Origin of the sequence: Kutzneria sp. NPDC052558, assembly GCF_044547355.1 — a bacterium.
Taxonomy (GTDB): domain Bacteria; phylum Actinomycetota; class Actinomycetes; order Mycobacteriales; family Pseudonocardiaceae; genus Kutzneria.
In genome coordinates this window covers 141,786-165,807 of record NZ_JBIUAG010000023.1, presented here as the reverse complement: position 1 = coordinate 165,807, position 24,022 = coordinate 141,786, and the positions used below count along the sequence as shown (strand labels likewise).

Here is a 24,022-nt window from a genome sequence, read left to right as displayed (position 1 = left end):
TCGACTTGCATGTGTTAAGCACGCCGCCAGCGTTCGTCCTGAGCCAGGATCAAACTCTCCAATAAGGTTTTGTTTGATCGAGACTAGTACAAACTGGCATCAATTCCAGTTTTAACCATCTCAAAGGAACCCACTAAGGGGTTATTCATTCAAGTACTGGCTATTACAGTACGCTGTTGAGTTCTCAAAGAACACACGCACACCGTCACTTGGCTCTTTCAAGCCGCGTTCAGGGGCCTTGGTGTTTCGCTTGTATTCGTAGCTTAGCCGGTTGTTTTCCGCCTTGCAAATCGGCCTCTGAGGGAGGCGACTCGCTGGGTTTCGGTCCCGGTCTGTCAGGCTCGTCCTCACCGTCCCTGCCGGGGAGTCCCTGGCGGTCCGGGGCGAGTCCGTGTTGCGCTGACTTGGAGAAAGTTACCCAGGTCGATCACCGAAGTCAAATCGCCTGGTCAGGGCGGTTAACAGTCGATGTCGACCTCCGCTCAGGCCCCTTTGCCGCGCGGCCGCAGCCACAGCGTGGAGCTGCGCGAGCCCCCGGACGACGCCTCCAGCACCTCTTCCGGGCTGAGCACCCGCTGCTGGTCCACCGGCACCAGGTCGTAACCCCACGTGCGGAACTCGCGGAGCACGGTTAGCGGGTCGTCGCCGAGGTCGGCGGTCGACGCCGGCGAGAAGGCGCACAGCACGTGCGGCCGGTCCCGGCGCAGCAGCCGCACCAGGCCGCCGAGCGCCCGGTGCTCGCGTCCCGGCGCGTCCACCTTCACCACCGACAGGCGCATCCCGGCCAGGCTCGCAATGCTCTCCAGCTCCTTGTCCAGGCGCACGCCACGGACGGATCCGCCCAGCTCAGCCGGCTGGCCGGCGTCCATCGGCTCGAGAATCGGGGCGCCGGCGAACTGGGTCGAGCCGGCGGGCAGCTGGCTCGACGACGGCGACGCCGCGGCCGGCACCGGCGGCCCCGGATCGGGCCGCACCGCCACCCCTCCGGTCAGCGCCGGCTCGGCCAGCAGGTCCGCGGCCTGGTCCCACGCCGCGCCCTCGACGACCACCAGCCGCTCGGCGATCTGCGGCGACAGGTTCACCCCGACGTTGTGCCGGAGCAGCCGCCGCACCGGGTCGCTCGGCTCCACGGCCACGACCGCGCCGCTGGCGCCGAGCAGGCTCAGCACCCTGATCGTGTGATATCCGACATGGGCGCCGATGTCGACGAAGATGCCGTCCGGCTCGACCAGCGAGTCGATCAGCCGCGACAGGTCGGGCTCCCACACCCCGTTGCTCGACAGCAGCGGCAGCATGAGCGCGTCCTCGGACGGCAGCCGCAGCAGACCGACATCACAGAGCACGAGCGAACTCGGCACGCCCTCGACCGCGCCGCCGTGCCGCTCGTGCTCGCGCACCACGACCCGGCGCAGCGCATCCGACGTGTGCAGGGCCTGATCCGCGGCGCGGAGCCCGGATTCGAGCCGGCCGTCGCGCTCACGCAGGCTTTCCGCGACCTTCGACTCGATCGCGTCGATGCGGTCGAGCGTCTTGTCCAGCATCAGGGTCAGGCGGTCGAGACGGTCGGCCAGCGTGTCCAGCTGCTTGGTGCGCTTGCCGGCCTCGGCGACCAGGGCGTCCTCCAGTTCACGCAGTCGACGGCCCTGACCGGCGAGGTCGGCGCTCACCCGGACCACGCCGTCGTCCGTGCTGACGAGCTGGTCCCCCAGCTGGGAGTGCCGGTCGACGAGCCGTTCGAAGTCGGAGCGGAGGCTCTCCAGCTCGACCAGTCCGCCGACTTCGCGGATCTCGTCCTGCCGGCGCAGCAGTTCGCCGGCGGTGCGCTCCATGCCGTCGAGCACGGTGCCCAGCACGTCACGCAGGTGGTTGTCGTAGTGGTTGAGGACCCTCAGCACGCCCTTGCGCAGCGCCGGCGCCATTGGCATCCGGCTCGCGGCGTCCACGTCGGGCTGGCGGAGCAGCGCGTGCTTCGCCGAGTGCAGCGGGCCGAGCGGATCGCTGTCGTTGCCGCCACGGGAAGCCGAGCGCCGCGCACGCCACGTGCGGTAGGCGTGCTCGACCCGTTCCTTCAGCTGGTCGGCGACCTTGGGCAGCGAGTACGCGCGCAGCAGGTGCCAGCGGCCGGTGCGGGCCAGGCGGTCCGCGATCTCAGGTTCGTCGGCGACCTCGCGCAGCAGCTTCGCCGCCACCTCGATGTCGGGCTCGGTGCCGCCGTGATGGCACGGCACGAGCACGGCCGTGTCCCCATCGAAGAGCTCGGTGACGGCGCCGTGTCCGCTGGCGATCACCGGCACGCCGCGGGCGGCGGCCTCGGTGAGACCCCACGCGATCAGGTCCGAGCCGCCGCCGCGGTGCAGCGACAGGGCCCAGTCGGCGGCGTCCAGCAGGAACGGCAGGCTGATCGGGTCCTCGACGAGCCGGATCCGAGGATCCGTCGCGGTGGCCAGGCGCAGCCGCTCGGCCGCCTCGGGGTGCTCGGCCGAGCCGGAGACGGCCAGCATCAGCCGGACGTCCTGGCGGTCCGGGAACGCCGCGAGGAAGGCCGACACGGCGCCGAGCGCGTTGCCGACCCGTTCGGCGGAGTGATCCACAACCGTGGCGAAGACCACTTCGTCGCCGATGTCGTGGGCGGTCCGCGACGCGGTGCGGGCCGCTTCCTCGCGGACGGGGCGGTCGAGCACCGGCAGGGTGATCGTGCGCACCGGCACGGAAACCGTCTGCTCCAAGGCGATCCGCGTGGTCTCGGACGTGACCCACACCTCGTTCACGTCCGACTGCCCGCCGACCGGGCCGGCGTCGGTGCGGACCGCGACGACGTAGCGCTCGGCCGGGGCCGTGGCCTCCTCGTCGCACAGCAGGACCACGGGGTAGCCGGGCTCGGTGGCCGCGGGCAGGCCCGAGGCCCGGGCCGACGCGGCGACGAGATCGGCGATCCAACCGCTGCCGAGCACGGAGACGCCCAGCTGCGCGAGCAGCGTCGTCTCGGTGCCGGGGCGCTTGGGCACGGCGTCGAGGTGGATCCGGCCGCTCGCGACACCGGGGCTGGCGCACCACTCGCGAAACGACGCGCTGTCGGCGCCGAAGGGCTCGGCGAACTGGCCCTGCAACGCAGGGTCGTCCTGCCAGACCGCGTACGCCCACCGCGTGGAGCCGGGCAGACCGTCGACCTCTTCCGCGGCCCACGCCACGAATTCGGCCGGCGTGGCGCCGAAAGCCGGCGCGGGCGGCAACTGACCGGCGCGCTCGGCTCCGAGCAGCGCACGCCGGTACTCCGCGCGCAGGCCGTTGGGCAGGATCGTGCCGTCGGCGAGCTGACCGAAGCCGTACTCGCCACGGTCCTGACCCAACCCGTGGCGCACGAGCTCGTTGCGGTAGCTGGTGCAGAGCTCGGCCAGCAGCGGGTGCTCGGAGAGCAGCACACGGGGCCGCGCGGTGACCTCCGCCGACAGCAGCCACGGGCGCAGCGGGTCGAAGCCGCTGAAGTGCACGGTGCGCAGCGGACCCCCGTCCACCAGCAGCGCTCCGTCGTCCTTGGTGAGCTGGCGCTGCCCGGCGCTCCACACCGAGAGCCCGATGCCCGGGTCGCGGAGCACCTCGTGGTCGACGAGGGCGGGGGCGCTGTCGAGGAAGGTCGCGGCGGCCTCCGGGGCCTGGCGCACGGTGTCGAACCAGGCGTGCAGGAAGGCCTCGGCGCCGGGCGCGACCGCCACGAAGCCGGAGTCGTAGACGCCGACGGCGGCCAGCTCCTCGGGGGTTGGGCGCATGCCGTCGTCGGACAGCGGCCGCAGCACCCGCGGCACGAGGACGAGCGGCTTGCGGCCCAGCGCCGGCGTGACCTGGTCGGCGATGCGGCCGACGACGTGCACTGTCGGGTCGAGGTAGAGCACGGGGCCGCGGTCGGCCAGCAGGCGTTCCAGCAGGCGTGGCCGCAGCACCGCGCACAGCTGCTCGGCGGTGCAGGCGGTGGCGAGCTCGGCCAGTTCACGGTCGCCGATGCCGATGTCGGCCGGCGCCAGCACGCCCTGGCCGGTGGTGCCCGGGTCGGCATCGACGATGAGCGCGACGAACCGGCCGTTGTCGTGCAGGGTCAGGAAGGCGGCGCCGAGGGTGCGGACCGCGGGCAGCTGCGCCTTGGTCGCCACGGTGCAGGCACTCAGCGCCGTCTGCTCGGGAAGTGCGATCGACGGCGGCACATCCGGCCCGCTCGAACCGGCGGGGCCGAAGCCGACCTTGATCACCGGGGTGATCGGCGCGGCGGGCTCGTCGGCGGCTTGGCCTGTGGCAGGGACGTCAGTCACGGGCACAACCTAGCCCGATCCGGCGTCGGGTCGAAGTAATGCCCGGGCCCGATTCGGCGGCCGGCGGCGGTCGCGGACGGCGACGACCTGGGCCGCCGCCGGGCCAACCTGCCCGAACGCCGTGACGTAGATCAACATCATGGCACGGCGCCTGGCCCGTTCATGAACGACACGCCGAGGGTCGAGTCACCCTCGGCTTGTCACAGGATGGGCAGCAGGCTGCTCAGCTCGTACGGCGTGACCTTGCTGCGGTAGTTGTCCCACTCGGCCCGCTTGTTGCGCAGGAAGAACTCGTAGACGTGCTCGCCGAGGGTCTCGGCCAGCAGCTCGGAGTGCTCCATCTCGCGCAGCGCCTCGCCCAGGTTCTGCGGCAGGTTCGCGTAGCCGGCGGCCCGCCGCTCGGCCTCGGTCAGCCGCCACACGTCGTCCTCGGCGGCCGGCGGCAGCTCGTAGCCCTCCTGCACGCCCTTCAGCCCGGCGGCGATGATCACCGCGTAGGCCAGGTACGGGTTGCAGGCCGAGTCCAGGCTGCGCACCTCCACCCGGCGGGACGAGGCCTTGCCCGGGGAGTACATCGGCACCCGCACCAGGGCCGACCGGTTGGCGTGGCCCCAGCAGACCGCGGTCGGGGCCTCGCCGCCGACGATGAGCCGCTTGTAGGAGTTGACGAACTGGTTGGTCACGCCGGTGATCTCGCGGGCGTGCCGGAGCAGGCCGGCCACGAAGGCCTTGCCGGTGGCCGACAGCTCGTACGGGTCCTCGGCGTCGTAGAAGGCGTTGCCGTCGCCCTCGAACAGGCTGACGTGGGTGTGCATGCCCGAGCCCGGCTGGTCGGTGAACGGCTTGGGCATGAAGGAGGCGCGCACCCCTTCGGTGATGGCCACCTCCTTGACCACGTACCGGAAGGTCATGACGTTGTCGGCCATGGTCAGCGCGTCGGCGTAGCGCAGGTCGATCTCCTGCTGGCCGGGCGCGTTCTCGTGGTGGCTGAACTCCACCGAGATGCCCATCGACTCCAGCGCCTCGATGGCGTGCCGGCGGAAGTGCGGCGCGGTGTCGTGGCTGGACTGGTCGAAGAAGCCGCCGTTGTCGGCCGGCACCGGCTCGCGGCCGTCGGTGTTGAGCTCGCGCAGCAGGAAGAACTCGATCTCGGGGTGGACGTAGCAGGTGAAGCCGGCCTCGCTGGCCTTGGACAGGGTGCGGCGCAGCACGTGCCGCGGGTCGGCCCAGGACGGGGAGCCGTCGGGCATGGCGATGTCGCAGAACATGCGGGCCGAGTAGTGCCCGCCGTCCGCGGTCTCCCAGGGCAGCACCTGGAAGGTCGACGGGTCGGGCTTGGCGACCATGTCGGACTCGTAGACCCGGGAGAAGCCCTCGATGGCCGAGCCGTCGAAGCCGATGCCCTCGGAGAAGGCGCCCTCCAACTCGGCGGGCGCGACCGCCACGGACTTGAGATATCCGAGCACGTCGGTGAACCACAACCGGACAAACCGGATGTCGCGTTCCTCCAACGTGCGCAGCACGAACTCCTGCTGGCGGTCCATGAGCGCAGCGTAGGCAGCCCCTGTTAACAGCATGTTTCGGGGGGTCGGGGCATTTCGGTCACCGATCGTGAGGTTGCCCGCGCGCAGCGCAGCGAGTACGACGTAGCAACGCCGATCTTCAGGGAGGGGCAGGCTATGACCGGCAGCGCCACCGCACCCCGAGAACGCCTCAATTCGGACCAACGGAACTCTTTCACGGCAGCCCTGCTGGGCTGGGCCATGGACGCCTTCGACTACTTCCTGGTCGTGCTGGTCTACGCCGACATCGGCAAGGAATTCGGCGTGTCGCTGACCGACATGGCCTTCCTGACCACGGTCACGCTGATCATGCGGCCGGTCGGCGCGTTCCTGTTCGGACTGTGGGCCGACCGGGTCGGCCGGCGCGTCCCGCTGATGGCCGACGTGGTCTTCTACTCGGTGGTGGGCTTCCTGTGCGCCTTCGCGCCCAACTACACCGTGCTGCTGATCCTGCGGCTGCTCTACGGCATCGGCATGGGCGGCGAGTGGGGCCTGGGCGCGGCGCTGGCCATGGAGAAGGTGCCGGCCAACCGGCGCGGCTTCTTCTCCGGCGTGCTCCAGCAGGGCTACGCGATGGGCTACCTGCTGGCCTCGCTGGCCTACCTGGTGCTGCACGGCTGGGCCGGCCTGTCCTGGCGGTGGCTGTTCGCGCTGAGCATCATTCCGGCCCTGATCAGCCTGCTCATCCGGGCCCGGGTCAAGGAGTCCGAGGTCTGGCAGACCGCGCAGGAGAAGCTCAAGCAGCACAACACCTCGCTGCGTAAGGTCATCTTCACGCCGACGGTGCTGCGCCGCTTCGTCTACCTGGTCGTGCTGATGACCGCGTTCAACTGGATGAGCCACGGCACCCAGGACGTGTACCCGACCTTCCTCAAGGCCACCGAGAACGGCGGGGCCGGGCTGTCGGCCACCACCGCGAGCTGGATCGCGATCATCTACAACATCGGCGCGATGATCGGCGGTGTGGTGTTCGGCTCGCTGTCCGAACGCTACGGCCGGCGCCACACCATCGTGTTCTGCGCGGTGATCGGGCTGCCGATCGTGCCGCTGTTCGCGCTGTCGCAGACCGCCGCCCTGCTGTGCCTGGGCTCCTTCCTGATGCAGATCGTGGTCCAGGGCGCCTGGGGCGTGATTCCCGCGCACCTCACGGAGATGTCGCCGGACGCCATCCGCGGCTTCTACCCGGGCGTGACCTATCAGCTCGGCAACTGCCTGGCCGCCTTCAACCTGCCCATCCAGGAGTCGCTGGCCGCCGGCCACGGCTATCCGTTCGCGCTGATGGTCACCGTGCTGCCGGTGCTGGCGATCCTGGCGCTGCTGACCTTCTTCGGCAAGGAGGCCAAGGGAATCCAGTTCGGCCGCACCATCGAGACGGCGCCGACCACCTAGGACCGGCTTATGCCATGAAAGGCCCGTTACTGACGCCAGTAACGGGCCTTTCATGGCATCGGGGCCAAGATCGAGGGACCGATGCTCTCGTTGAATGTCAGGAAGGGGCCCTTCATGACATCAGGACGAGCAGCGCGGGTCGGCGGCGGGGAGCTTGAGGTTCACCAGGTAGTCGACGCCGACCTGGTCCACGCAGTCGCTGCCCTGAAGGAACGCGGTGTGCTGGGTGCTTTGGTACGTGAGGAGAAAGCCCCCGAGCGCGTGCGCCAGGTTGACGCCCGCCTGGTACGGGGTGGCGGGGTCGTTGGTGGTGGAGACGACCAGGGTCGCCGGCAGGCCGCTGACCTGGGGCAGGTGCGGCTGGCTAGTGTTGGGCACGGGCCAGTAGGAGCAGGCTTCGCCGGCGGCGGTGGCCGGCATCGGCTGGCCGTTGTCGAGGAACGGGGCGGCCTCGGTGGAGCGGCGTTCGGCGTCCAGCTCGGCGGCCTGGTCGGTGGACTGGGGGTTGTCCACGCACTGGATGGCCGTGAAGGCGTCCTGCTCGTTGGAGTACTTGCCGTCCTGGCCACGGCCGTCGTACAGGTCGGCCATGGCCATCAGGGTCAGGCCGAGGCCCCGCTTGAGCTGGACCAGGCCGCTGTTGAGGGTTTCCCACAGCTGCTGGGTGTAGAGGGCCTGGATGGTGGCGATGGTGGCGTCGGCGAAGGTGAGCCGGCGGCCGTCGCCGGTGTCGACCGGATTGTTGATCAACGGGATCACCAGGTCGTGGTAGGCATGCACGGCCTTGCCGGCGTCCCTGCCCAGGGCGCAGTCCTGGCGGGCGACGCACCAGGCCGCGAACTGGTCGAAGGCCTTCTGGAAGCCGGCCGACTGCGCCACCGAGGCGTCGGCCGGGCTCTGCGTCGGGTCGACGGCGCCGTCCAGCACCAGGGCCCGCACGTTGGCCGGGAACTGCTCGGCGTAGGTGGTGCCGAGGAAGGTGCCGTAGGAGAAGCCGACGTAGCTGAGTTTCTTGTCCCCCAAGGCCGATCGCATCACGTCGAGATCCTTGGCGACGTCGCGCGTGCCGACGTTGGCCAGCAGGTCGGCGCCGCTGCGCTGGGCGCACTTGGCTGTGTAGTCCTTGAGCTGCGCCACTTCCTTGGCCACGCCCGCGGCCGAGGTGTCCTCGATGTCGTCGGCGCGCTGCTGGTCCCGCTCGGCGTCGGTCAGGCAGTGCACGGAAGGCTCGCTCGAGCCGATGCCGCGCGGGTCGAAGCCGACCAGGTCGAAGCGCTTGCCCAGCTCGTTGCCGGCCACCGCGGAGGACAGCGAGGCGGCGGCGCTGACGCCGGAGGCGCCGGGACCGCCGGGGTTGATCAGCAGCGAGCCGATGCGCTGGCCCGGGTCGGTGGCCTTGCGGCGGAGCAAACCCAGGGTGATCGTCTTGCCGTCCGGCTTGGCGTAGTCCAGGGGCACCGTCAGCCGGGCGCACTTGAGGTCGGGGCTGTCCGCGAAGACCTTGCGGTCCTGGTCGGAGCTGGCGTAGCTGTCGCACCCGCCCCAGCTGAGCTGCTGGCCGTAGAACTTCTCCAACCCGGCCGGCACCGTTCCGGCCGGTCCCGCCTTCTCCATCGTGACGCCCGCCTCGGGCTGGCCGTCGAAGACGGAGGTGCAGCCGCCGGCCGCCAGTGCGGTCACGGCGAGTAGCACAACGTACGACAGGGAGTGAGAACGACGAGGGCGCACTCGTCGATCGTGCCATCTACGGCCGCCGAACGAGGGAACGATCCACGACGGCGGCGACCCGCGGGTGATCCTTGCGCCACAGAATTCGTCCGGCTGTGACGGTGGTGAGGGAGGATGGGCGCATGCCGCAGCTGCGCATCGCACTCGCTCAGGTCAATCCCCGGGTAGGCGACCTGGCCGGCAACGCCGACCTGGTGGCCGAGTGGACCCGCAAGGCCGCCGAGTCCGGCGCGCACGTGGTGGCCTTCCCGGAGATGGTGCTGACCGGCTACCCCGTCGAGGACCTGGCCCTGCGGCGCTCCTTCGCCAAGGCCTCCCGCGCCGCCGTGGACGAGCTGGCCGAGCGGCTGGCCGACATCGGCTGCGGCGAACTGCTGGCCGTCGTCGGCTACCTGGACCGGGACGAGGCCGGCGTGCGCAACGCGGCGGCGATCATCCACCGTGGCCGGGTCGTCGCCCGCTACGCCAAGCACCACCTGCCCAACTACGGCGTCTTCGACGAGTACCGGTACTTCGTGCCGGGCAGCACGCTGCCGATCGTGCGCCTGCACGGGGCCGACATCGGCTTTGTCATCTGCGAGGACATCTGGCAGGACGGCGGCCCGATCGCCGCGCTGGGCCAGGCCCAGGTGGACCTGGTGGTCTGCGTCAACGGCTCCCCGTACGAGCGGAACAAGGACGACGTCCGGGCCGACCTGGTGGCCAAGCGCGCGGCCGAGGCTGGCGCCCCCATCGCCTACGTGAACATGGTCGGCGGCCAGGACGAGCTGGTGTTCGACGGCGACTCGCTGGTCATCGACACCAAGGGCAACCTGCTGGCCCGGGCCCCGCAGTTCGTGGAGCACCTGCTGGTGCTGGACCTCGACCTGCCGGCCGGCGAGGGCACCTCGGTGGAGCCGATCGACGGCTTCGAGGTCACCCGCCTGACGCTGGAGTCGGCCGAGCTGCCCGGCTACGAGCCGCTGCCCGCCCCGGCCCCGGCCGCGCCGCTGTCGGACTGCGCAGAGGTGTGGGGGGCGCTGGTCACCGGCCTGCGCGACTACGTGCACAAGAACGGCTTCCGGTCGGTGATCCTGGGGCTGTCCGGCGGCATCGACTCGGCCGTCGTGGCGTCGGTTGCTGTGGACGCGCTCGGCCCGGACGCCGTCTACGGCGTGTCGATGCCGTCCTCGTACTCCTCGGAGCACTCCCGGTCGGACGCGGCGCTGACCGCCGAGCTGACCGGCCTGCACTACGACACGCAGCCGATCGGCGACATGGTCAAGGTGTACGTCGACCAGCTGGGGCTCACCGGGCTGGCCGAGGAAAACATCCAGGCCCGGTGCCGGGGCATGCTGCTGATGGCCCTGTCCAACGCCGACGGCCACCTGGTGCTGGCCACCGGCAACAAGACCGAGCTGGCCGTGGGCTACTCCACCATCTACGGCGACGCGGTCGGCGGCTTCGCGCCGATCAAGGACGTGCCCAAGACGCTGGTGTGGGAGCTGGCCCGGTGGCGCAACGCCGAGGCCCGGCGGCGCGGCGAGGCCCCGCCGATCCCGGAGAACTCGATCACCAAGCCGCCCTCGGCCGAGCTGCGCCCGGGCCAGGTCGACGCCGACTCGCTGCCCGACTACGAGCTGCTGGACCGGGTGCTCGACCAGTACGTGGAGGGCGATCGCGGCTACGACGACCTGCTGGCCGGCGGCTTCGAGGCCGACCTGATCGAGCGGGTGCTGCTGATGGTGGACCGGGCCGAGTACAAGCGGCGGCAGTACCCGCCGGGCACCAAGATCAGCCTCAAGGCGTTCGGCAAGGACCGGCGGCTGCCGATCACCAACGGCTGGCGGGAGCACACCCCTGTGGCGGTGTAGTTCTGGCCTCGTGTGAAGCTGCTCGCACCCTGCGGCGGACCGTGCCGCGGGGTGTCACCCTTGGCCCGTACCCATCCATGACACCCAGGGACCCGCCGATCGCGGGCCTTGAGGGAAGGACGGTCGGGACAATGACGTCTGCCGAAATCGCGGCGCCCTACGGAAACGGGCCCGCCAGCAATGGCGCCGTCGGCGCCAAGCCGGCGCGCAAGGTCCGCATCCACCACCTCCAGGAGCTCAAGGACCGCGGCGAGCCGTGGCCCATGCTCACTGCGTACGACATGTACACCGCCGAGCTGTTCGACGAGGCCGGCATTCCCGTGCTGCTGGTCGGCGACTCCGCCGCCAACAACGTGTACGGCTACGACACCTCGCTGCCCGTCTCCGTCGACGAGCTGCTGTTCCTCACCCGCGGCGTCACCCGGGCCGTCAAGCACGCCCTCGTCGTCGCCGACCTGCCGTTCGGCTCCTACCAGGTGTCCGTCGAGCAGGCCGTCACCACCGCCGTCCGGTTCATGAAGGAGGGCCGGGCGCACGCCGTGAAGCTGGAGGGCGGGCGGCGGTTCGCCCCGCACGTCGAGGCCATCGTCGCCGCCGGCATTCCCGTGATGGGGCACGTCGGCTTCACCCCGCAGAGCGAGCACCAGCTCGGCGGCTACCGGGTGCAGGGCCGCGGCGACGAGAAGGGCAACGCCGTCCTCGCCGACGCCGTCGCCCTCGAGCAGGCCGGGGCCTTCGCCGTCGTGCTGGAGATGGTCACCGCCGAGGTCGCCAAGCGCGTCACCCACGAGCTGCGCATCCCCACCGTCGGCATCGGCGCCGGCCCCGACACCGACGCCCAGGTCCTCGTCTGGCAGGACATGGCCGGCCTCCGCCGCGGCAAGGCCCCCCGCTTCGTCAAGCAGTACGCCGACATGGCGTCGGTCCTGGGCACCGCCGCCAGCACCTTCGCCTCGGAAGTCCGGAACCGGGCCTTCCCCGGTCCGGAACACTCGTTCCACTGAGCAACTGGGGGGCAGGCCCGTTGCGGGCCTGCCCCTCACCGCATTGCGCGTTTCCCGGTCAGATGTCGGTGACGCGGAGGCCGGCGTGGGCCTTGTAGCGGCGGTTGACGGCGATGAGGTTGGCGATCAGCCGAGCCACGCCACCTCGACGATGACGACCTGCCGCCGATCCGTCCGGTCGATGATCACGTAACCGGCCAGGCCTTCCCGGTGCGGGCCGAAGGCCATGGTGCGGGTGGGGCTGTCCGGGTGATTCGCGTGCGCCGGCTCACCGCTCCAGGGACTCAGCTCCAGCGCGACCCGAAGCTCGGCGAACGCCAGGCGGGCGGCGTGGGGGAAGCCGTCGAGCTGGGGCTGGACCAGGTCGTCGAGGACGACGTCGAACACCTACATGCCGGCCTTGGCTCGGGTCACCGAGAGGGGCTCGTCCTCGGGCACGGGTTCGCCGGTCAGCAGCTCGGCGGCCCGGCGGACGGCGCGGCGGAAAGCGGAGCGGTCGCTCTGCAGCACGGCGGTGCGCCGCCACTGCTCAAGGACCTTGAACAGCCCGGTCAGGTCGAGGCTCTCCCGGGCCTCGGTGAGGGCCTGGGCGTACGCGTTGTCGAAGAGCTCGCGGTCCTCGGGCAACAGCGCGGCCCGGATGTCGTGGGGGGCCGCGCCCGGCCGCAGCGGATGGCCCTGCTGCGGCTGCTCGTCGAAGGCGTAGGTGGCGGTCACTGGATCAGAATAGTGGGCCGCGCCAGGTTTGGACGGGGGCGGACCGGGTCGGTCCGTCCCCTTTCCGGTCAGATGTCGGTGACGCGGAGGCCGGCGTGGGCCTTGTAGCGGCGGTTGATGGCGATGAGGTTGGCGGTCAGGGCCTCGACCTGGCCGGCGTTGCGGAGGCGGCCGCCGTAGACGCCGCGCATGCCGGGGACGGTGTCGGCGAGGGCGCGGACGAGGTCGGTGGCCTCGCGGTCGTCGCCGAGCACGAGGACGTCGGTGTCGACGGCCTCGATGGCGGGGTCGGCGAGGTGCACGGCGGAGACGTGGTGGAAGGCGGCGGTGACGCGGGAGTCGGGCAGCAGGGCCTCGGCCTGTTGAGCGGCGCTGCCCTCTTCGACGGGCAGGGCAAAGGGGCCCTGCTTGTCGAAGCCGAGGGGGTTGACGCAGTCGATCACGATCTTGCCGGCCAGAGCCTCGCGCAGCGACTCCAGGAGCGCGCCGTGGCCGTCCCACGGCACGGCGACGAGCACGACGTCGGCCTTGGCGGCGGTCTCGAGGTTGTCGGCCCCGACGACGTTGTCGACCCCGGCCAGCTCCCGCAGCTCGGCGGCGGCGGTCTCGGCGCGGTCGGCGCTGCGCGAGCCGATGACGACCTTGAGGCCGGCCTTGGCCCACCGGAACGCCAGTCCCTTGCCCTGGGGGCCGGTGCCGCCGAGCACGCCGACGGTCAGGTCACCGATTTCAGTCACGATCTTCCTCTTCTCCGACAAACCTCTCGAAGGACACCTTGCGACGCGCGGTGTCCGCCTCGACCAGGCGCACCCTGATCCGCTCGCCCTCGGGCAGCTCGGCCCCGCCGCACTTGGCCATCACGGGCGGCTCGGCGACGAAGACCTCGCCGCTGTTGGCCTCGGCCCGCAGCACCACGGCGTCGAAGACGTCGCCGACACGGTCGGCGAGCACCCAGGACTCCACCTGGTCGAGGCAAGCACGTTCGACCTTCGCGGCCAATGAGTCTGAGACGGACATCAAGTGCGGCAGTTCCGGCAGCGCGGCCCGGACCCAGGCGGGCACGGCCGCGCCGGCGACGGTGGCCAGGCAGCATTCGGTGGCGAACCGGTCGACCAGCCGCCGCAGCGGCGCGGTGACGTGCGCGTACGGCGCGCCGACGCCGGCGTGGGAGGTGACGGCGGGCTCGGCGCCGTCGAAAGCGGTGTACCCGGCCCCGCGCAGCAGGCGAGTGGCGGCGACGTACATGGCGAGCGACTCGGGCCGGTTGGGGTCGAGGCCGGCCAGCAGCCGGGCCGGGCTCTCCCCGTCGGGCCATTCGACGCGGGACGCGGTGGCGGCCCGGTGCAGCCCGGAGACGGCGTCGACGTCGGCCGACGGCAGGGTGCGCAGCACACCGACCCGGGCCTCGATCATGATCTGGGCCGCGCACATGCCGGTGAGCAGGGAGATCTCGGCGTTCCAGGCCTCGATCTCCGACCGCAGCCGCACCCGCAGCAGCCATTCGCCGTCGTCGGCCTGGCTGACCTGCTGCTCGGGCAGTTGCAGCTCGACGGCTCCCCGGTCGGCGGCCGTGGCCCGGCGCAGCCGGCCGATCTCGGGCAGCAGCGCGATCGACGGGTGCGGGGTCCCCACGGCCAGGCTGGCCTGCACGGACTCGTAGTCGAGCCGGGCCACCGAGCGCACATGGGCCCGCCGGACGACGACCCCCGTCGGGTTGCCGTCGGCGTCGAGGTCGATGGTCCACAGCACCGACGGCCGGACCTGGTCGGGCAGCAGACTGGCCGCGCCCTCGGACAGCACGGGCGGATGCAGCGGGACGGTGCCGTCGGGCAGGTAGAGCGTCTGGCCCCGCCGCTTCACCTCGCGGTCGAGCGCGCCGCCGGGCGGCACGAACCCGCCCAGGTCGGCGATGGCGTAGTGGACGCGGTAGCCGCACTGCCGGCGTTCCAGCAGGACCGCCTGGTCGAGGTCCTTGGAGCCGGGCGGATCGATGGTGACCAGCGGTAACGCGGTGGCGTCCAGCCTCGGCCCGCCGCGGACCTCGTCCAGCGCCTGCTCGGCCTCGACCAGCGCGGACGCCGGGAAGTCCCGATGCAGCCCGAACTCGCTCCGGATCGGAGCGAAGTCCCGCCCGGCGCCACCGGTTGTGACGGTCCTGGACACCACACTCAGACTGTAGACAACGAATTACCGGTTCGTCGTTTCCACCACGACGATCACCAGGACGGCTGGTCGGGGGCCGAGGGGTAGCGGTGGTGCCCCTGCGGGGTGGCCGCGCCGGAATCGGGCTGGGCCGGGAACCCGCCGGGCGGCGTCGGCCCAGGTTGGTTCGGTGGCTGCGCCGGAAATCCGCCGGGCGGCGTCGGTCTGGACTGGTTGGGGAAAGCCGGCGGCTGCTGCGCGGCGGCCGGCTCGACGCGGGCGTGCCGGTTGCTGGGGATCGGATCCAGCACCGACACCAGCGCGGTGGTCTGCTCGGGGTTGTCCACCGGGGCCCCGTTGCGGCCGCGGTAGACGATCTCCCCGTCGGAGTCGATCTCCATCAGGTAGCCGGCCTCGGCCAGCTGCTCCTCGTCCAGGTCGACCAGCCGCTCGCAGCGGGACGGCACGACCCGGTAGACCGGCCACTGCAGGTGCGCGAAGGCCTGGTGGAACTCGGCCAGCAGGGTCGCGAACTGCTGCTGCCACGGCAGCGGCATGGACTCGGCCAGCGACCGCGGCACCACCGCGTAGCCGGCGTCGACCCCCTGGTTGGTGGAGCTGAGGAAATCGCGCAGCGGCGTGCTCGACGCGGGCCGGCCGGCCGGCCGCGGGATGGGCTCGGGTGTGTATTTCATCGCGCCTCCTGCTACACGCCCGGCCGCACGGCCTGGGGGACGACCTCAGCCTCGGTGAAGCTGAACGGCCGGATGTGGATCGGGATGCCGAAGTCCTGGGCCTCGATGATCTGGTGGTTGCCGAGGTACATAGCCACGTGGTGGATCGTCGCAGGATTGCTCTTGTCTGTCGCGAGGAAGACCAGATCACCGGGCTGGGCCTGGGCCACCGGCAGCATCGCGCCGGCGTGGTACTGGTCGGCGGCCACCCGCGGCAGCTGGATGCCGGCGGCCAGGTAGGCCTGCTGCACCAGCCCGGAGCAGTCGTAGCCGACCGGCCCGTTGCCGCCCCAGATGTAGGGCTTGCCCAGCTGGAGCTGGGCGTAGGCGATGGCCTTGGCCGCGGCCTGGTTGGCCGGCAGGATCATCGCCGCCGCCTGCGCGGCGGCGCCGCAGCCGGACGGGTCGGCGACGTCGCCGACCGTCTTGATCAGGGCCGCGGCCATCGCCTCCCACTTGTCGTAGGCGTCGGGGAAGGCCGACCGCTCCACCGCCTGGGCGGCGTCGCCCGGCCGCATGCCCTGCCAGTTGGGGATCTTGGTCAGCACGTCGTAGAACTTGTTGATCGAGTAGTTGGGGTCCTCCAACTGGGCCTCGGTCCCCCAGCCCATGGTGAAGCGCATCTGGAAGACGCCGCGGGAGTCCGGGCCGGCGGCGTCGCCGTGGGTGACGTTGGTGAGGCTGGACTCCTGCATGCCGGCCTGGATGGCCACCTGCCAGGCCAGCGGGGGCAGCTGCCGGTCCTTGCCGATCTTGATGATCTGGGCGGCGATGTCCCGCTGGCCGGCGGACAGCTGCGCGACCCGGCCCTCGCCGGCGGCGGCGTCGCCGGTGGCGTCGGCCCACGGCCCGATGGCGGCGTTGCAGCTGCTCATCCGGAACAGGCTCAGCGCCTGCTGCTGGGTGGTGACCACGGTCGTGACCGTCACGACCACCACGACCAGCGCGCACACCAGGCTGAGCGCGACCCCGGCGATGATCCAGAGCTTCATGTCAGCCGGCCTTGTCGTACTTGGAGACCCGCCATCCCTGGTTCGGGGTGGTGATCACCGTGACCTGGATGGTGCCGCCGTCGGTGGGCACGTCGGCCAGCACCGAGCTGGTCGTCGAGTCCACCGACACGGCGGCCCCGGTGACCTTGGTGGCCGGCACGTTGGCCGGGTCCACCGAGGCCATCTGGGGCAGGAACTCGTCGGTCGTGTACGGCTTGAGCTGGTCCAGCCACTGCTGGTTGGTGATGCCGGCCGGGTGCTTGGCCCACGCCGTCACCCACTTCAGCGCCACGTCGAGCGCCTGCGGGGCCGGCGGCGCGGGGGTCGGGCTGAGCAGCGGCGAGGTCAGCCGGGTGGCCGGCGACGTGGTGGTGTCGCCGGGCGTGGACTGCCCCGAGGAGCCGGTCGGGCCGGCGGCGCCGGAACTGGCGGTGTCGCCGGGGGTCTGGGCCGAGTTGCTGGGCGAGGACGGCGGGATGGCCAGGGCCACCACGATGCCGATCGCCACCACGATGACCACGAACATCACCAGGTGCCGCGGCGAGCGCAGCGGCCAGCTCCACAGCTTGCGATACACCGCGGAACGGCCGCGGTTGGTGCGGATCGGCATCGGCTACCCCCTTTCGCCCCGGAAGTCCTGGTCGGCCACCTCAAGCCCGCGCGATGGCCGGTAGATCATGTGCACCGGCCGGCCGGCGATGACCTCGACCTCGGCCCGGCGCGGTTCGGCCTGCGGACGCTGCCCGCTGATCACCTGCGATGGCACGATCACGGCGTCCTCGCCGCGCCGCTCCCAGCTGCGGTCCACGACCGGCGGGGTGTCCACGGTCCGTGATGAGCCGGCGGCCAGCGCCATCGGCCCGATCGAGCCGCCGCCACCGGCCGGCAGCGCGCCCGCGCCGCCGATGCCCGACTGGAGGGCTCGTGTGCTGCCGGCGGTGATCGCGTTGCCGTTGACGTCCAGCCGCTCGGCGGTGGCCAGCACCGCCTCGGGCCGGTACCGGCCGTTGCGCTGGGCGGCGGCGATCTCCGGCGGCAGGTGCTCGCCGTCGCGGACGTGCTCCCAGAAGGCGTCCTGCGGGGTGCCGCCGCCCTTGCGTCCCAGCAGCCGCGACCACATGCCGCCGCCGGCCAGGTTGGAGCCCATCGCGCCGACCGACAGCGACACCATCTGCATCATCCGCCGGCCCGGCTTGCCGATCATGAAGAACGCCACCGTGACCAGCCCGGCCAGCAGGATCTGGGCCAGCAGCGGCAGGCCGTGGGCCGGGTCGAAGATCCAGGTCAGCACCAGGGTGTCCAGGCCGGCCAGGGCCGAGATGACCACCACGTTGAGCAGCGCCGCGCCGGCGGCCCGGCCGATCTTGTGCAGCAGGTCGGGGAACAGGATCGAGGCCAGGCCGATCAGCGGCGCGGCCAGCACCACGATGCGCAGCAGCACCTGCGCCAACAGGATGGCCGCCTTGGCCAGCAGCTGGAACAGCGAGAAGGCCAACGCCTGGAACAGCGCCAGGAAACCGTCGCCGATGCGGCTGCCGTCGGTGCCGTCGAAATAGCCGGTGGCATTGCCGAGCTTTCCTCGGATGTCCACGTACTGCTGCTTCTTGGCGTTGGTGTTGTTGGGGTCGGCGTCCTTGTTCTGGTTCTTCTCGTTGATGCTGAACGCCTGGGCCGCCACCAGGTCCTTGCCGAACTGCTGGGCCTGCGGCGCGTCCGGCGAGCCGAACTCGCCGCGCAGCCAGTTCCGGTACACCACGTTGTCGTGCAGCATCGTCGGCAGCGCGTTGGTGCTGTCGCCCAGGCCGACCTCGGACAGGAAACCGGCCTGGATCTCCGAGGTGCCGAAGATGAGGACCTTGTTCAGCACCTCGGTGTAGACCAGCGGGGTCAGATACGCGGCCGACGCCAGCCAGAGTCCGGCCAGCGCCCACATCGTGCGTTTGCTGATGGCGGCGAGATCGCCCCGCCAGATCTGTCTGAACAGCAATATGCCCAGACCCAGCGCCGCGAGACCCAGCAGTGGCGCGAAAACGCCGTTGTACAAGGCCTTCGTGCCGCTGGCGACCAGATTGTCCAGCGGCCCCACCAGCAGGTTGCCGGTGATCACGTAGTGCAGGCCGTTGGTCGCGGCCACGATCACCTTGGAGATGTTGAACAGCTGGTTGCCGAACCAGGTGTCGATCTCCGAGTTGGAGCTGGTGATGGCGCTGATCGAGCCGCAGTTGGGGTCGTAGGTGTGCCAGGTCAGGCCGGCGTAGCGGTAGTCGTAGTAGATGGAGCCGTTCTGGCCGTGCACGCCGAGCTCGTTGGACGGGTCCAGCGCGCCGACCAGCCCCAGGTCGGGCCGCTCGGGGTTGGGCGCGCAGTCGGTCGGCGCGGCGAAGGCCGGCGCGCCGATGAACGCCTGCATGGCCATGATCGCCGCGACCACCAGCACCGCCCGGCCGCGCGGCCGGACACGCCGAAGCAGCCGCCACGCCAGGGTCACCAGCGTGGCGGCGGTCAGGACGAGCAGCACCGCGGTCATTCCCGCTGGCCCCTCTGGTGCGGCGGCACCTTGACCAGCGACTCCTGGTCCGGCCGGCTCTGCGGCACGTCGGCCTCGTCGATCAGGCCGACCTCCAGCTCGGCGGCCAGGTCGTCGTCGTAGGCGTCGTAGCCGTTCCCGATCGATTCCGGCGGCATGCCGCTGTCCAGCCCCTCGGGCGAGGGCACCGCCGGCAGCTCGGCGATGGCCCGGTTGGTCTCGCGCTGGGCGTCCGGCGTGGTGTCCATGGCCTTGCGCAGCGAGTCCAGGTGCGGGCCGGAGAAGTCGATCCGGATCCGCTCCACGCCGCCGGCGCCGTCGCCGAAGACGAACTGCCGGGGCGCGGTGTCCCGCTCGGTGCCGTTGCGGTGCGCGCCCGGCCGGCGGCCGAGGCTGGCGATGACCTGCTCGTAGCCGGCCCCGACCGGGACCTTGAGCAGGCGCAGCGCGTCGGCCTGGGCCTCGTCGTCGTCCAGCCGGCCGACGAAGACCGAGTCCAGCAGGGCCACGAAGCCCTGGATGCGCAGGAAGTCGGCCGGGATCTGGCTGGACAGCATGACCCGGACGTTCCACTTGCGGGAGTCACGGGCGAACCGGTTCATCAGCACCCGGCCGGTCGGCACCTCGGACAGGAAGAACGCCTCGTCGATCCAGACGCCCTTGCGCAGGTCCTTGGGCCGCTCGTAGACCGAGCGCTGGGTCAGCCAGGCCGCCAGGTTGAGCATCTCCACGCCCAGCGCCTCGGCGTCGGTCCAGTGCTCGCGGCCGATGCCGTCCTTGGGCAGGGTCAGCCCGGCCATGGTCAGCACGGTGAACCGGTCGTCGCGGACCTCGGAGTACGGGTCGGCCCCGGCCTCCGGGATCAGCAGCGACATGCGCTCGCGCATCTCGTCCAGGAAGTCGGCCACGACCACGGCGTGCTCGTGGTGCTCGCTGGCGTCCCGGCGCAGCGCCTCGAACACCAGGCCCGGGTGCGCGTCCGGGCGGCCGCCGACCATGCGGACCGCGCGCAGCAGCACGATCCGGGTCTGCGGCAGCCGCGCCACCTCGTAGGGCAGCAGGCCGGACAGCACGTCCAGCACCAGCCGTCGCCGGGTCGCGGCGGCCAGCGCCTTCTCCCGGCGCCAGGCCCGCTCCGGGTCCTCCTCGTCGAGGAAGTGCTCGATCAGCGGCTCGGCCACCACCCGGTACGGGTTGAGGATGCCGGGCTGGGCGTTGAGCAGGTTGATCGGCCGGGCGTACGGCTTGAGCTCGGGCAGCTCGCACAGCGCAGCCAGCGGCCCAGACGGGTCGAGCACCGTCCAGTAGGCGCCGGAGCGCAGCGTCTTGTAGACGATGCCGCCGCCGAGGAACGACTTGCCGCCACCGAGGCCGGCGACCATCGCGGTCAGGCCGGACCCGTCGCGGACCTCCTGGGCCATCCACGGGTCCCACGCCACCGGGCGGCGGGTCGCGGTGCAGGTCTCGCCGAGCAGGATGCCGCGCCGGTCGCCGACCTCGGCGGTCGCGGTCGGCACGGACGAGGCCGCCCACACCACCGAGCCGCGCCGCATGTACGCGGCCGAGGCCAGCGGCTCGCCGGGGATGAACTCCCGGGCCATCGCGTACTGGGCCTCGGGGTGCTCGATGGCGACCTTCGGCTTGTAGAGCTCCAGCAGGTTCTGGGCCAGCCGCAGCGCCTCGCGCTGGCTGGTGCCGGACACGGCCAGCCGCCACCACGAGCGCACCCGGGTGCCCAGCGCGGTGAAGCCCGACGTCATCTCGTCGTCGATCTCCAGCACCCGCCCGGCCTGCCGGACCAGCGACTGCGGCGGCTCCAGGTCGTGCTCGTCGGTGTAGTGCCGGACCTGCGAGCGGACCTTGTTCATCTGCCGCTGGAGCTCGCCGCCGACCTCCTCGGGCCGGCGCACGTAGATGCGGGCCGACCACTCCACCGAGGCCGGCAGGCGGTCGGCGCGCTGCACCCACGGATCGTCGATCTCGGGGATCTGCAGGCCGTGCATGGGTCCGACGGTGAGCACGCAGACGTGCCGGCCGACGCCGGCGTTGGAGCCGGTGCGGCCGCGCACGGTGACGGTCGGCGAGTACGGCTCCTGGTAGAAGTCGGCCGCGTCGGTGAAGCTGGCCAGGTCCTCGGGCTCCCAGGTGTCGGTGGGCACCGCCGGCATGTTGCGCGGCGCCGGCAGCCCCAGCGAGCACGACCGGTGCATCAGCCAGGACATCTCGTCGGCGCTGACCGGGCGGCCCTCCAGGCCGGCCGAGCCGATCACCTGGTCGAGGTACTCGACCTCGCTGTCCAGGGCCACCAGCTCGGCGTCCACCGCGGCCGGGAACACCCGGCGCAGCACCGGGGCGGCCCGCTCGACCGCGCGGTCGACCACGTTGCGGACCTGCACCTGGACGCCGAGGTAGACCTCCTTCTCGGCCATCGACCGGCCCATCAGCTGCTGCTGCTCGCCGATCATGTAGTCGTCGAAGGACAGCCCGCCGGGGACGTCGGGCAGCCGGCTGACCGCGTTGTGCACGTGGGCCTCGGCCCACATGCGGATCGGGTACGGCCGGGTCGTGACCCGCAGGTGCATCCAGCGGCCCTGTAGCTCGGCGTACTGGCCGGCGATGGCGGCGATCAGGTCCTGGCGCTGCGAGTCGGACCGGAACGACCAGCGCTGCGGCGCGAGGCGGTACCAGGCGTAGACGTCCTGGCCGGTGCGCACGAGGTGGCCGTCGATGCTGCGGACCGCGATGCTGGGGGTGTAGCTCGGGATGGACTGCTCGCCAGGAAGCCGCCGTCCTCGTGTGCTGTACGCCGTCCTGTCGACCGGTAGCTCGGCTGCAGCATGTTGCGCCACGTGCCGCACCGAGCGGCTGTCACGGTCTCGTCGGCGTCCGAACACCGCGAACCTCCCTGGTACGACTGGCGGCCTGCCGGCGTGGTTGCTGTGCGTGCCGGCCGGGTGAGTTCGGCGCCGGCGGCAGCTGCCGCCGGCCTGGCTTGGGTAGTGGCCGCTGGCCGTTGACCTTGATCCGGGTGGCGGTGACCGCGCCGCCCTGGCCGGCGCTGGTCTGCCGGGGCGAGGTCAGCTCCCGCAGCCACATGGTGACCACGGCGCCCAGCGGGCGCTCGTGGCTGATCCGCGAGCCGACCAGCCGGGTGATCGCGACGGTGATCACCAGCGCCCACGCGACGCTGAAGAACCCGATGCCGATCCCGATCCGGCGCTCGACGGTGAGGGTGAGGAAGAACACGGCGAGGCCGATGCCCCAGGACACGTAGCGGGCACGCCAGGGGAAAGTCGCCTTGGGCGGGCCGAGCCAGACGGCGTCGACCCGGTAGACCTCGTCGTCAGTGCGGATCCGCACGCCCGCTCACCCGGTGAACAGGCCGGCGAGCCACTTGCCGATGTCGACGCCCGCTCCTGTGATCGCGATGCCGATGATCGCCAGCGCCACGATGACGCCGCCGATGCGGCGCATGACGCCCGCGTTGTCGCCCTTGCCGCCGCCCAGCCAGAGCAGCAGCAGCGCCACCGCGAGCAACAGCAGCGGCACGAGGTTGCCGGTGATCCAGGCCTGGATGTTGTTGGTCTTGAGGGGGGTGTCGGCCACGACGGTGATGAGGCTGCTGGCGGTCATGTCCTACTCCGGAGTGCGTGGAGTGCTACTTGCCGGGGGGCGCCCCCGGTCGGCGCTGGCGAGTACAGCATGGGTGGCGTCGCCCGGCGAGGAGTCACACAGTGTAGGGGTCGTCAGCGCCCTGGGTTGATCCAAAACGTTCCCCTCGACCGCGTATTACGTCTAATCTGGCTCCACCCATCATCGGTGGCGAGGGCCGTATGGAGAACACGTGACACGGAATTCTCCCGCTTGCCGGAACAGTTCACCCGCTTGCGACAAAGGTCATCACACAGTGTGTCTCGACTACGGTAACACCGTCACGGACCTGACCTGTTCGGCTGACGAACCTCCCGAGGCGGCCCGAACGCCGCCGAACTTCGGTGACGGACGGCTCACCCCTCCTCAAGCAGGGATGTTCGCATGGCCCACCAACCCGAGCTAGACCTGGGCGAGGACGCCCCGCCGCACGGCGGACAGGCTACCGGCCGCGGGCGGGTGAGCGGCCGCCGGGTCCAGCGCACTGTCAACTTCGACCAGGAGGTCCTGGACCGGGCCCGGGCCGCCGCCGCCCACCTGGCCACCCACGCCCCCGAGGCCGGCGTCCGCAGCCTGGCCGACATCGTCAACCCGGCCGTGGCCGAGCGGGTGGCTGAGCTCGAGGAGCGCTTCAACTCGGGCCAGCCCTTCGACCCGGTCATGCGCCTACCCGTCGGCCGCCCCCGCGACTGGCCCGAAAGCTGACCCCGACCCACCCCCACCCCCGGTCCACACCCCCGAACAGCACTACCGCCCAGTAGGTTGCGCCCTTCGCGCTTGGAAGGGGGCTTTCCTCCACTCGGAGTGGAGGAAAGCCCCCTTCCAAGCGGCGGGGGCGGGCGAGTCGGCTTGTAAGCCGGATCCTGTACCCGGCTCGCGCCGGGCAGCGGCCATCCATCTCGGCCTGCCGTTGCCGGCAGGCTCCAGCGGCCTACCCGCAGGCATCGGGCGGGCAGCCCTCGATCGCCTGCGCAGGCGCCGCACGCGGCGCCCTCTTGGCCTTGCTCCGGGTGGGGTTTACCTAGCCACCCCGGTCGCCCGGGGTGCTGGTGGTCTCTTACACCACCGTTTCACCCTTACCCGGCCGCGCGAGGCGACCGGGCGGTCTGTTCTCTGTGGCACTGTCCCGCGGGTCGCCCCGGGTTGCCGTTAGCAACCACCCTGCCCTGTGGAGTCCGGACTTTCCTCGGCGGCGGACCGGGGCCCGCCGACGCGGCCGCCCTGCCGACTCGTCCGCGCGGACCAGCCTAGTACGGGCGTGTCCCAGTGCATGGAATGGGTTCACGGACGCGTTGACCCCCTTATGCCCCCGTGCTCTACTCGCTGCATGGTCGCGGTTTGCCGACTCACTCGTCGCCGTCACGTGGATTTCGTCCGCGTCGCGGCCAGCGGCTGTCGCTCCTGACGATCCTCCTCAATTCCCCC

The 24,022-nt window shown here is 71.2% G+C and carries 18 protein-coding genes, 1 rRNA gene and 1 other RNA gene; 4 read left to right on the top strand and 16 right to left on the bottom strand.

Features of this window, described 5'->3' with window-relative positions; genetic code table 11:
* From ACIG5F_RS33960 to glnA, 3 genes are all read right to left on the bottom strand, one after another.
* A 16S ribosomal RNA gene (locus ACIG5F_RS33960) occupies window positions 1-65 on the bottom strand; the annotation flags it as partial.
* Between the two features lie 417 nt (window positions 66-482).
* Window positions 483-4,298 (bottom strand): FkbM family methyltransferase, encoded by a 3,816-nt coding sequence (locus ACIG5F_RS33955; RefSeq protein ID WP_396524020.1) that lies wholly within the window; start codon window positions 4,296-4,298, stop codon window positions 483-485.
* A 200-nt stretch (window positions 4,299-4,498) separates the two neighbouring features.
* Complete coding sequence (gene glnA / locus ACIG5F_RS33950; RefSeq protein ID WP_396524019.1) at window positions 4,499-5,842, bottom strand: type I glutamate--ammonia ligase; 1,344 nt, start codon at window positions 5,840-5,842, stop codon at window positions 4,499-4,501.
* Between the two features lie 135 nt (window positions 5,843-5,977).
* On the opposite strand from glnA, the gene ACIG5F_RS33945 reads away from it, so the two are divergent.
* The gene (locus ACIG5F_RS33945) at window positions 5,978-7,249 is read left to right on the top strand and encodes an MFS transporter (protein WP_396524018.1); all 1,272 of its coding nucleotides are present in this window, start codon (window positions 5,978-5,980) and stop codon (window positions 7,247-7,249) included.
* A 120-nt stretch (window positions 7,250-7,369) separates the two neighbouring features.
* Here the strand turns inward: ACIG5F_RS33945 and ACIG5F_RS33940 are convergent, their stop codons facing one another.
* Entirely contained in the window at window positions 7,370-8,863 is a 1,494-nt protein-coding gene (locus ACIG5F_RS33940; protein WP_396524026.1) for an alpha/beta hydrolase, read from the bottom strand.
* A 236-nt stretch (window positions 8,864-9,099) separates the two neighbouring features.
* Between ACIG5F_RS33940 and ACIG5F_RS33935 the strand changes: the two genes are divergently transcribed.
* Entirely contained in the window at window positions 9,100-10,830 is a 1,731-nt protein-coding gene (locus ACIG5F_RS33935; protein ID WP_396524017.1) for an NAD+ synthase, read from the top strand.
* A 131-nt stretch (window positions 10,831-10,961) separates the two neighbouring features.
* Window positions 10,962-11,834, top strand: a complete 873-nt coding sequence (gene panB / locus ACIG5F_RS33930; RefSeq protein WP_396524016.1) for a 3-methyl-2-oxobutanoate hydroxymethyltransferase — start codon at window positions 10,962-10,964, stop codon at window positions 11,832-11,834.
* 126 nt (window positions 11,835-11,960) lie between these two features.
* Here the strand turns inward: panB and ACIG5F_RS33925 are convergent, their stop codons facing one another.
* From ACIG5F_RS33925 to ACIG5F_RS33875, 11 genes are all read right to left on the bottom strand, one after another.
* Complete coding sequence (locus ACIG5F_RS33925) at window positions 11,961-12,221, bottom strand: hypothetical protein (RefSeq protein ID WP_396524015.1); 261 nt, start codon at window positions 12,219-12,221, stop codon at window positions 11,961-11,963.
* A complete protein-coding gene (locus tag ACIG5F_RS33920; RefSeq protein ID WP_396524014.1) occupies window positions 12,222-12,551 on the bottom strand; it encodes a DUF6247 family protein in 330 nt (109 codons plus the stop codon).
* Window positions 12,552-12,619: 68 nt separating this feature from the next.
* Window positions 12,620-13,288 carry an NADPH-dependent F420 reductase gene (gene npdG / locus ACIG5F_RS33915; protein WP_396524013.1) on the bottom strand — a complete coding sequence of 223 codons (669 nt, stop codon included), beginning with the start codon at window positions 13,286-13,288 and terminating at the stop codon, window positions 12,620-12,622.
* On the bottom strand, window positions 13,281-14,714 hold the full coding sequence (locus ACIG5F_RS33910) for an RNB domain-containing ribonuclease (protein WP_396524012.1): 1,434 nt from the start codon (window positions 14,712-14,714) through the stop codon (window positions 13,281-13,283). Before ACIG5F_RS33910 ends, npdG begins: the two co-directional genes overlap by 8 nt.
* A 53-nt stretch (window positions 14,715-14,767) precedes the next feature.
* Window positions 14,768-15,388, bottom strand: a complete 621-nt coding sequence (locus ACIG5F_RS33905; RefSeq protein WP_396524011.1) for a hypothetical protein — start codon at window positions 15,386-15,388, stop codon at window positions 14,768-14,770.
* An 11-nt stretch (window positions 15,389-15,399) separates the two neighbouring features.
* A complete protein-coding gene (locus ACIG5F_RS33900; protein WP_396524010.1) occupies window positions 15,400-16,419 on the bottom strand; it encodes a C40 family peptidase in 1,020 nt (339 codons plus the stop codon).
* Window position 16,420: 1 nt separating this feature from the next.
* Window positions 16,421-17,029, bottom strand: coding sequence for a hypothetical protein (locus tag ACIG5F_RS33895; RefSeq protein ID WP_396524009.1), 609 nt, complete (start codon window positions 17,027-17,029; stop codon window positions 16,421-16,423).
* Between the two features lie 3 nt (window positions 17,030-17,032).
* Window positions 17,033-18,946 carry a hypothetical protein gene (locus ACIG5F_RS33890; protein WP_396524008.1) on the bottom strand — a complete coding sequence of 638 codons (1,914 nt, stop codon included), beginning with the start codon at window positions 18,944-18,946 and terminating at the stop codon, window positions 17,033-17,035.
* Complete coding sequence (locus tag ACIG5F_RS33885) at window positions 18,943-21,795, bottom strand: ATP-binding protein (RefSeq protein WP_396524007.1); 2,853 nt, start codon at window positions 21,793-21,795, stop codon at window positions 18,943-18,945. Before ACIG5F_RS33885 ends, ACIG5F_RS33890 begins: the two co-directional genes overlap by 4 nt.
* 19 nt (window positions 21,796-21,814) lie before the next feature.
* Window positions 21,815-22,306 (bottom strand): hypothetical protein, encoded by a 492-nt coding sequence (locus ACIG5F_RS33880; protein WP_396524006.1) that lies wholly within the window; start codon window positions 22,304-22,306, stop codon window positions 21,815-21,817.
* Window positions 22,307-22,312: 6 nt separating this feature from the next.
* Window positions 22,313-22,579: a hypothetical protein gene (locus ACIG5F_RS33875; protein ID WP_211763581.1), complete on the bottom strand. Its 267-nt coding sequence runs from the start codon at window positions 22,577-22,579 to the stop codon at window positions 22,313-22,315.
* Between the two features lie 402 nt (window positions 22,580-22,981).
* Between ACIG5F_RS33875 and ACIG5F_RS33870 the strand changes: the two genes are divergently transcribed.
* Window positions 22,982-23,302, top strand: coding sequence for a hypothetical protein (locus ACIG5F_RS33870; RefSeq protein WP_396524005.1), 321 nt, complete (start codon window positions 22,982-22,984; stop codon window positions 23,300-23,302).
* A 131-nt stretch (window positions 23,303-23,433) separates the two neighbouring features.
* Here the strand turns inward: ACIG5F_RS33870 and rnpB are convergent.
* An RNA gene (rnpB, locus tag ACIG5F_RS33865) (RNase P RNA component class A) lies at window positions 23,434-23,829 on the bottom strand.
* Between the last annotated feature and the right edge of the window lie 193 nt (window positions 23,830-24,022).